At 41.3% G+C, this 7,702-nt stretch carries 6 protein-coding genes; 1 reads left to right on the forward strand and 5 read right to left on the reverse strand.

Annotated features, from left to right (window positions below):
* Positions 1-276, reverse strand: a 276-nt coding sequence (locus tag P9L93_04730) for a hypothetical protein (GenBank protein ID MDP8230393.1), incomplete at its 3' end; no start/stop codon positions are given.
* Between the two features lie 284 nt (positions 277-560).
* The gene (locus tag P9L93_04735; GenBank protein ID MDP8230394.1) at positions 561-2,138 is read right to left on the reverse strand and encodes a radical SAM protein; all 1,578 of its coding nucleotides are present in this window, start codon (positions 2,136-2,138) and stop codon (positions 561-563) included.
* Positions 2,139-2,430: 292 nt separating this feature from the next.
* On the opposite strand from P9L93_04735, the gene P9L93_04740 reads away from it, so the two are divergent.
* Positions 2,431-2,649, forward strand: a complete 219-nt coding sequence (locus tag P9L93_04740) for a hypothetical protein (GenBank protein MDP8230395.1) — start codon at positions 2,431-2,433, stop codon at positions 2,647-2,649.
* 795 nt (positions 2,650-3,444) lie between these two features.
* On the opposite strand, the gene P9L93_04745 is transcribed toward P9L93_04740, so the two are convergent.
* From P9L93_04745 to P9L93_04755, 3 genes are all read right to left on the reverse strand, one after another.
* Positions 3,445-5,124, reverse strand: a complete 1,680-nt coding sequence (locus P9L93_04745) for a radical SAM protein (GenBank protein MDP8230396.1) — start codon at positions 5,122-5,124, stop codon at positions 3,445-3,447.
* Between the two features lie 23 nt (positions 5,125-5,147).
* Entirely contained in the window at positions 5,148-6,878 is a 1,731-nt protein-coding gene (locus P9L93_04750) for a YgiQ family radical SAM protein (protein ID MDP8230397.1), read from the reverse strand.
* Between the two features lie 290 nt (positions 6,879-7,168).
* A partial coding sequence (locus P9L93_04755) for a hypothetical protein (protein ID MDP8230398.1) occupies positions 7,169-7,702 on the reverse strand: 534 nt, incomplete at its 5' end.

A 7,702-nucleotide genomic window follows, 5' to 3' on the forward strand; every position in this document is an offset into this window, starting at 1 on the left:
CACCAGAGGTGCCCAGCCTGAAAGACCGGCTTTATCGGGAAAACGAGTTGCGTCCGTAAAGAATATACTGGGAGGCGATTGCTTCTCCATGCCCAGATAAGGCACTATCTCATCAAGAAATTTATAGCAAAAAGACAGGTCGTCGCATGCGCCAGGTTTGCATTCATATAAGTCAAGTAAAAGTTCATAACCGAAAGCTGTGCTTTTCCTTATCGCCGCTGACGCATTTTGATCGTTTGATATCTCCGCAACGCTGATAGACTTTTTCTTTTCCATATCCTCTTCTTTCTTCTTTATTTTACACCAAATAAAAACCCTCTGCAAGCCATTTTACTCAAACAAGATCAATCTGACAAATCTAAGTGAATTAGGAATCGATTATTGTAGAGTAGGGAAAGGTGTCGATGTTCTTTTGTAAATCAGAGGATGTCTATGAAGATAGCAATAAGTGCCTGAATTATAAATGCTCAAAGACTGTCTGCAACCTTTAAACTTACAAATCCTGCTTTTCCTGAATGTCTTGATTTTTTTGACCATTTATAATGTGGTGTTGGTATGAATTAATGAATATGGTTTTTACGCTTTTCTTGTGCTCTTTTTAATTTCTGGGAAAACGTGCCCTTTTTAAACTCCTGAGTCCATCCTTTTATAATTATCCAACCACCAAAACGAAGCAAGGAATTACGCCACGGCCTATACCATTTCTTCCATCCCATTTTAATGTTGTGCAAAAAGAAGGTTATTGCTGGAAAAGAAAATATATTTAAGCCTATCATAAACATATATTTAAACTGATAAAACCTTCCCATAATGTTACGAATGGCATCTTGCATATCCTCGGCACTTAGAGGCGTATCAGGTTCAAAAAGAGGAAAATTGCCATCGTAATATTCCCAGCCGACATCTTGAGTTGAATAAATCCTGTTTTGCCTCTGTAGTCTATGCCTTAATTCTGTCCCGGGCAATGGAACTGGTAGTAAAACCTGTATACTATCAAGTTTCGATTTTTGGATAAAATACCTAAAGGCCTTTATCCTTTCTTCCATTGTTACGCCAAGATTCAGGTCTTCCTTTAATGGATATCCAAAAATAAACATACCATGCACTAAGAACCCAAACTTATGAAATATCCTTACAAGAGATATCATATCTTCGGGAGTTAAGTGTTTGTTCATTGCTTTTAATTCTTCTTTAATAGGCGATTCAAAGCCTATAGCTACTGTGCTAATGCCAGCCTGACGCATACTAGAAAGAAGCTCTGAATCCTTTGCCTTATCCAATCTTATCTGAACAGCTAAATCTAGCCTTCTGCCTATATTCTTTTGATAATCTCTAAGCATATTGCAAAATCTTATAGTCTCGTCTCGATGTTGACCAAAAAGGTCATCAACGATAAAAAAATGTCTGGCATCTTTTGTTTCCAGAAGAAAACTTATACGTTCAATAAGTCTTTCAGGAGAAGCAGCTCTCGGCTTACCCTTAACAGTGCAAAACTCACAGTCCATGCTACATCCTCGTATCCTTTCAACAGGATACAGTTTAATTTTAGCATAACGCACCAAAGAAAAATCCGGCAAAGGTAACTTGTCAAAGTCTATAATAGGCTCTCTCTTTGAAGTATAGACAATCTCTTTATTGTTTAGATAAGCAACGCCATCTACTTTACTAACATCTTGCCTGTTCTTTATTGCAGGCAAGAGCTCCTTAATAGTTTCTTCTCCTTCTCCAATAACCACATAATCAATAGAGGAATCCAATGCCTCTTTTATATTATCCTCAATAAAATGTTGCCCCCCAGCAATAGTCATAACTCCATTATCTTTATAAAAACGGGCTATCTGATACAGTCTTGGTATCGTGCTGGTCAATCCTCCATAAAATCCAACAACATCCGCAGGTCTCTGCCGTTGTAAAAACTCATGGTCGGCGCCACCTGAATCGTTTTTGGGGCCATATCTACGCAGATTATTTTCGTCTATAACCTCCACATCCCACCCTTCCATTTCGTTAACAGAACTAGCAACACACACTGGGCCTAAAGCAACTGTCCCTCTTGCAATATGTGAATAAACATTAAAAGCTGGGTATGCTGGGATTATTACCCTAAATCTGTATCTTTTCTTGGACAAATCAAGCATATGTACCTCTTGTTTTATCTATATTTTGCATTACAATTTCACTCCTTTTAATTTTTTGTATTATTTAGTACTTAGGGACACTTTTGACAATAAAGCCAAGAGCATCTCTTTTTTGGTTAAATTATACACCTTAAAACATTGAATACCAAGCAAATTTTGCCTAGGATCTAGTAAACTGCTTCTCCACCCGGACATCAGATATATAATCTGATGTCCTGCTCTTAAAATTCTCTCTTTAGTAAGCCATCCATTTTGATGAGTTTTTGCTCTTGGAAAGCCTGGTAGGGTTTTTGTGCCGGTTAAATTTTCCTTTGAATGGCTAAATATAAGCCATGTCAGAATAGACCAAATAGTGAACATGTTGCTTATCTCTCCGCGCATTCAGGAAGAGATCCTTTGCTCTAAGAAACCAAACCTTGAGCAAATACCCGAATACAAGCTGCGCAGCGTAATAACCGAACCTTCCTGGCAAAAACAGCATGAGATCTGGCAGGAATTAATCAAAGCCTAATATTTCTCCTTACCTTTCCTAGTTAATGCCCTAAATATCGCCGATAATCCACACAATATTGTCAATAAAACGTTAACTACACTCCTTTAACTACAAACTACAAGCGGATTCGGAGAAAAAGAGATGGTAGGTTGAGATTTATCAGGGGATTTTTGTATAAGATTGAGGTTGCTTCGGCCTGCTTTGCAGGCCTCGCAATGACATGGCGGAATAATTTCCCCAACCCTTTGACACGTGCAAAGATAAAAAAACCCTGACGAAGCTTACTTATCAGGGCTTATATTATCTCTCCTTATGTAGTTCGAGAGATTTATGTGGCTGCGCTAAGCTGTGTAAGCTATAAATCTATCTCTTAACGCAAGCAAGGCTATTATATAGAACCTGAGCTAAAATATCAAGCAAATTGGCAAATCAGAGATAAAGTTCAGGCTAAAATTGCCTGCACTGCATAGTCCCGAGCTTGTCGAGGGAAGCTTGCCTGTCCTGAGCGCAGTCGAAGGGTCGAAGTGTCCATTTTGTCCGGTCTTTTTAGGCCAAGAATTCCCTAACCCTATTCAATATAAAGAGATAAACAATGTCCTATATAAAAACCTGGACATTGGCTATATCTGGGTTTTATTAAGTGCTTCTTGTTCTCGGTTATAAGCCTTATATGCTGCTTCGGCGAGCAATTCAATAACACTTTGATTGCCCATTAAACATTAGCCTGGCATACGGTTTTGTTGTTTTTACGGTACAATTATAATCTATGCTTTTATCTTTTCTTTCTTCGTTCTTTACATGTCCTTCTTCCATTCAATTTGTTAATTTTCTCTGGATTTGAATCGAGTTGGGTTCTGTTTCTCTCACTATTGCCGGCTCTTTTTCCACTCGATGAAGGATGCGTTTATATTGAAGGAATAGGTGGAAAAATTTGCTGTACTTGTTGAACGTATCCCACAAGTAGCGGGGATAAAATACGAAAGGATTTTCTAGGGGCATCTTGTACCGACGATCCTTTCGATATTTACGCCGGAAAAAACCACCTTCAAGAGGGTGGATTTTCTCAACCTTGGCACAGCCATAAAAACTCAACAGTTTCAACATCATCTCGTGCGTACTAAACCCCCATCCTTTTGCTCTGCGTATAACGTTTTCCACATGCTCTGGGGTGTAATAATTTTCCCAAGCCTGGTTGTAAATATCTTGCCATTCTTGTTTGGACATTTTGATGTGAGGAGTAGTTACGTGTACCGTATCGTAGTTGTTCATATCCACATCCAGCTCCATTCCCTTTTCATACAAAGCCTTGTGGTCATGAGAGCCAGGAAGCGGAGTCAAAATAAAAAACTCAAGGAGATCAATAGGTAGTTCTTTTTGAATGGTCTTGATGTCTTTCAGGACGCTCTCAGGCATATCTGTGGGGAAACCAAGGATATATCCTCCATAGGTCAAAACCCCTGCGTTATGCCAGGCTTGTAACATTATCCGGTACTCGTGAACCTGATTCTGTCTTTTTTGAATGCCTTTGAGTGCTTCCGGATTGATGCTTTCTATGCCAATGAATACACGAGTAACACCCGCTTGTGCAGCCTTTTTAATAAATCCCGGTATATTATGGCATAACGTATCCACCTGGATGATAAATTTCATTTTTATACCATCTCTTTTTCGCAACTGGATGAGTCGATCAAAAATGGCTTCCCACCTCTTATTGCGTGCGAAGTTGTCATCACTAATAAAAAAATTCGTAATGCCTTGAGCGACATTCACCCTTATAATATGTTCGACATCATCTGCGGTACGGCTGCGGGAATTACGTCCTTGAACGTTAATGATGGTGCAAAAGCTACACTGGAAGGGACACCCTCTCCCGGCATCAAAGCTAGCTCTTAATCCTATAGTCCTCTTAATAAGTGACGCTGGCAAATAAGGCACAGGCATGCCTTTAATATTTGGAAAATCTTGCATGTAATTATAGAGGGGTTTCATTCTTTTATGAAAGGTGTCTTGAAGAAGAGATTCAAGACGTCCTTCCAGCTCTCCGGCAAAAAGCGAGATCCCTAAATCCATAGCTTCCTGAAGGTCGGATGGAATCTTGGGTAACATGGCAAGACAGCCGCTGATATGAAAACCTCCGATGCAAACCGGAATATTTTTTGAGCGAAATTGGCGGGCAATATCAACAGCACGGGGAAACTGATTGGTCTGAACACCAACAAGAGCGATAAGACCATGATTTCCAGGTTTTTGAATGAGTTGGATGATGCGTTTAATTTTAATGCGAGTGTTGGTTTCGTCATAGGCATGCAATTCTATTTGTGTATCATGGCCTAAGATATTTCGCTTAGCACAATCTAAAGCTAGCCCATAGAGGACGGCAAGAGTATTGGACGGAATCGAAGAACGAACCCATTGAATTACGTAGCCATCATCGTCATAGTGAGATGGACTGATCATGATAAAGTGGAATGTTTTTTTTATTGTTTTTTTCATGAAAGCGGAATTTGAGAGATGTTTTATACTGCCTTCCTGATATATTTCTTGTTCTTTGGGTTTTTATACTGAAGCAATGCCCTTTGTATCATCCTCTGGCTGGGAGTACTAGCCACATAAACATATTTCCCTGTAAACGGATCCTTCTTTGTATAATACATGCAGGCTGATATAGTCATAGGCAGAGGTATGTAATCCTGGATCTGTTCCGGGTAAATATGATTTTTTTTAAGGTAGGCTGCGAGCTCCTGCGCATCTTCAAGGTGCGTGCCAGGGTGGCCTACTATAAAATAGTTCACCAGGTATTGTTTTTTGCCCAATTGCTTGTTTATATTTTCAAACTTATTTATAAATTTTTCATAGGCCTTAAAGCTTGGTTTATTCATCAATTCCAGGACAGAATCGACGCAATGCTCAGGAGCAACCTTCAACTGCCCGCTAACATGATGAGCACACAATTCGCGCATATATTCGTCCGAATAGCTATCAATCAACAGATCATACCTCACGCCGCTGCCAACAAAAACATGCTTTACGCCGGGTATTTTCGCAAGCTCTTTCCATAAGCGGAGCGAATAATCATAGCCTAATTTAAGATTTTTGCATTTCTCGGGAATGAGGCATTTCTTGCCGCGGCAGGCGCCTGCCGTTTTCCATGAATGGCACACGGCCATATACATATTTGCTGTCGGTCCGCCGATGTCGGTGATAGTTCCGCGGAAATTTTTGTCCTGCGTGATAGATCTTATTTCCGCGACCAACGACTTACTGCTCCGGCTCTGTACTATCCTGCCCTGATGCAGATATAAAGAACAGAAATTGCAACCGCCCGCACATCCCCTATGAGATATGATTGAATGTCTGACTGTCTCAAATCCCGGCACACCATTTTCCCTATCATATACCGGATGCCAATCCCGCATGTAAGGAAGAGAATATATCTTGTCCATCTCATCGCCGGTAAGGGGAAGCGCTGGAGAATATTGTATGACGAACCTTCCGCCGTGTTTCTGGATGATCGTCTTCCCGCGGACCGGATCGGCTTCAGAATAAATGGCCTTAAAGGTCTCGTTAAATTTATCCTTATCAGCGGCAATATCTTCAAAAGATGGAATTGAAATATAATCCTTAAGGCCATCCGCGGAGTTCCTAACAACTACCGTGCCGCGGATATAATTGAGACTGCTTTTGCCTTCGCCGTTTTTTAAGCGCCATGCTATCTCAAGTATCTGCTTCTCACCCATACCGTAAACAAGTATGTCGGCCTTAGAATCAAAAAGTAAGGAGCGCCTGACCTTGTCTGACCAGTAATCATAGTGCGCCAACCGCCTCATGCTCGCTTCTATGCCGCCGAGTACTATCGGGACATCTTTAAAAGCCTGCTGTAGTTTATTAGCATATATGAGGACCGCCCTCTCAGGCCTCAGTCCGGATTTCCCGCCCGGAGAATAGGAGTCTTTATTGCGCACTTTTTTATTGGCGGTATATTTGGCGAGCATAGAATCAAGATTGCCTGCCGTAACGCCGAAAAATAATTTCGGCCGACCCAGCCGTTTAAAATCTTCAATCTTGTTCGGGTCCGGCTGCGCGATAATCCCAACCTTGAATCCGGCGTCTTCCAGCACCCGCCCTATAACAGCCGCGCCGTAAGAAGGATGATCGACGTACGCGTCGCCGCTAACAAGTATAATATCCAATTCATCCCATCCGCGCTTTTTCAGGTCTTCTTTTGATATCGGCAGAAAGTTTTTCATAAAACTATTATACCCCAAATTGACGGTAAAAACCATGAAAGTGGACAACCTCTCTGTAAACAGCTATTGTGAAATTTGAGAGGTATCCCTCGCTTTTCGCCCAGAAATACGGCGCGACAAAAAAACTCTCTGTATACAGGTAGGATATAAATTGAAGGGAGCCGGTACAGTTATAGGGGGGGCAGGTCACCGCGTTGTAATCGTTATTTTACTAGTAACCGCGGTAAAAATACACTTATTTTTCAATCAGCTAATTATCGCTAACCACCTTCACACTCTTGCCGAAATGTTTAGCTGATACTCCCTATTTTTCTGGTCAATTCCTCTGCCTTTTCCATCAATGACAGCCATACCTCCTCATCATCCTTAATGTCTTTCTCCAAATATTCGTAACGCGCGTTACTCTCGCGGGACCATGACGATGAATCAGTCGTGAAGACATGACGGATCGCTTCGCATTCTGTTTGATGTCTCTCGATGCGGATATGAACATCTCGTGCCTGTGAATTGAACTTCATCCTTTCAGCCTTAAGCTGCTTAATCAGATTACGGTCCGACCTCTTATCTGCTGCCGGACGGGCCTTCGAATCAGACTTCGACTTAGACCTGACATTCGTATCCCCTCGCAGTTTCTCGCGAACTTTTGTCTCCATGCTATATACATACTCCTCATAATTACCCGGATAATAAAGAACTGTGCCATCCTTCACTTCTACAATCCGGGTTGCCAGCATATTCACAAAGGTACGGTCGTGGCTGATAAAAAAAACTGTTCCATTGAATGCTTTAAGAGCCTTGCCGAATGCCTCGACAGTCTCAAAATC

This window comes from Candidatus Gorgyraea atricola, from assembly GCA_030765235.1.
GTDB lineage: Bacteria > Omnitrophota > Gorgyraeia > Gorgyraeales > Gorgyraeaceae > Gorgyraea > Gorgyraea atricola.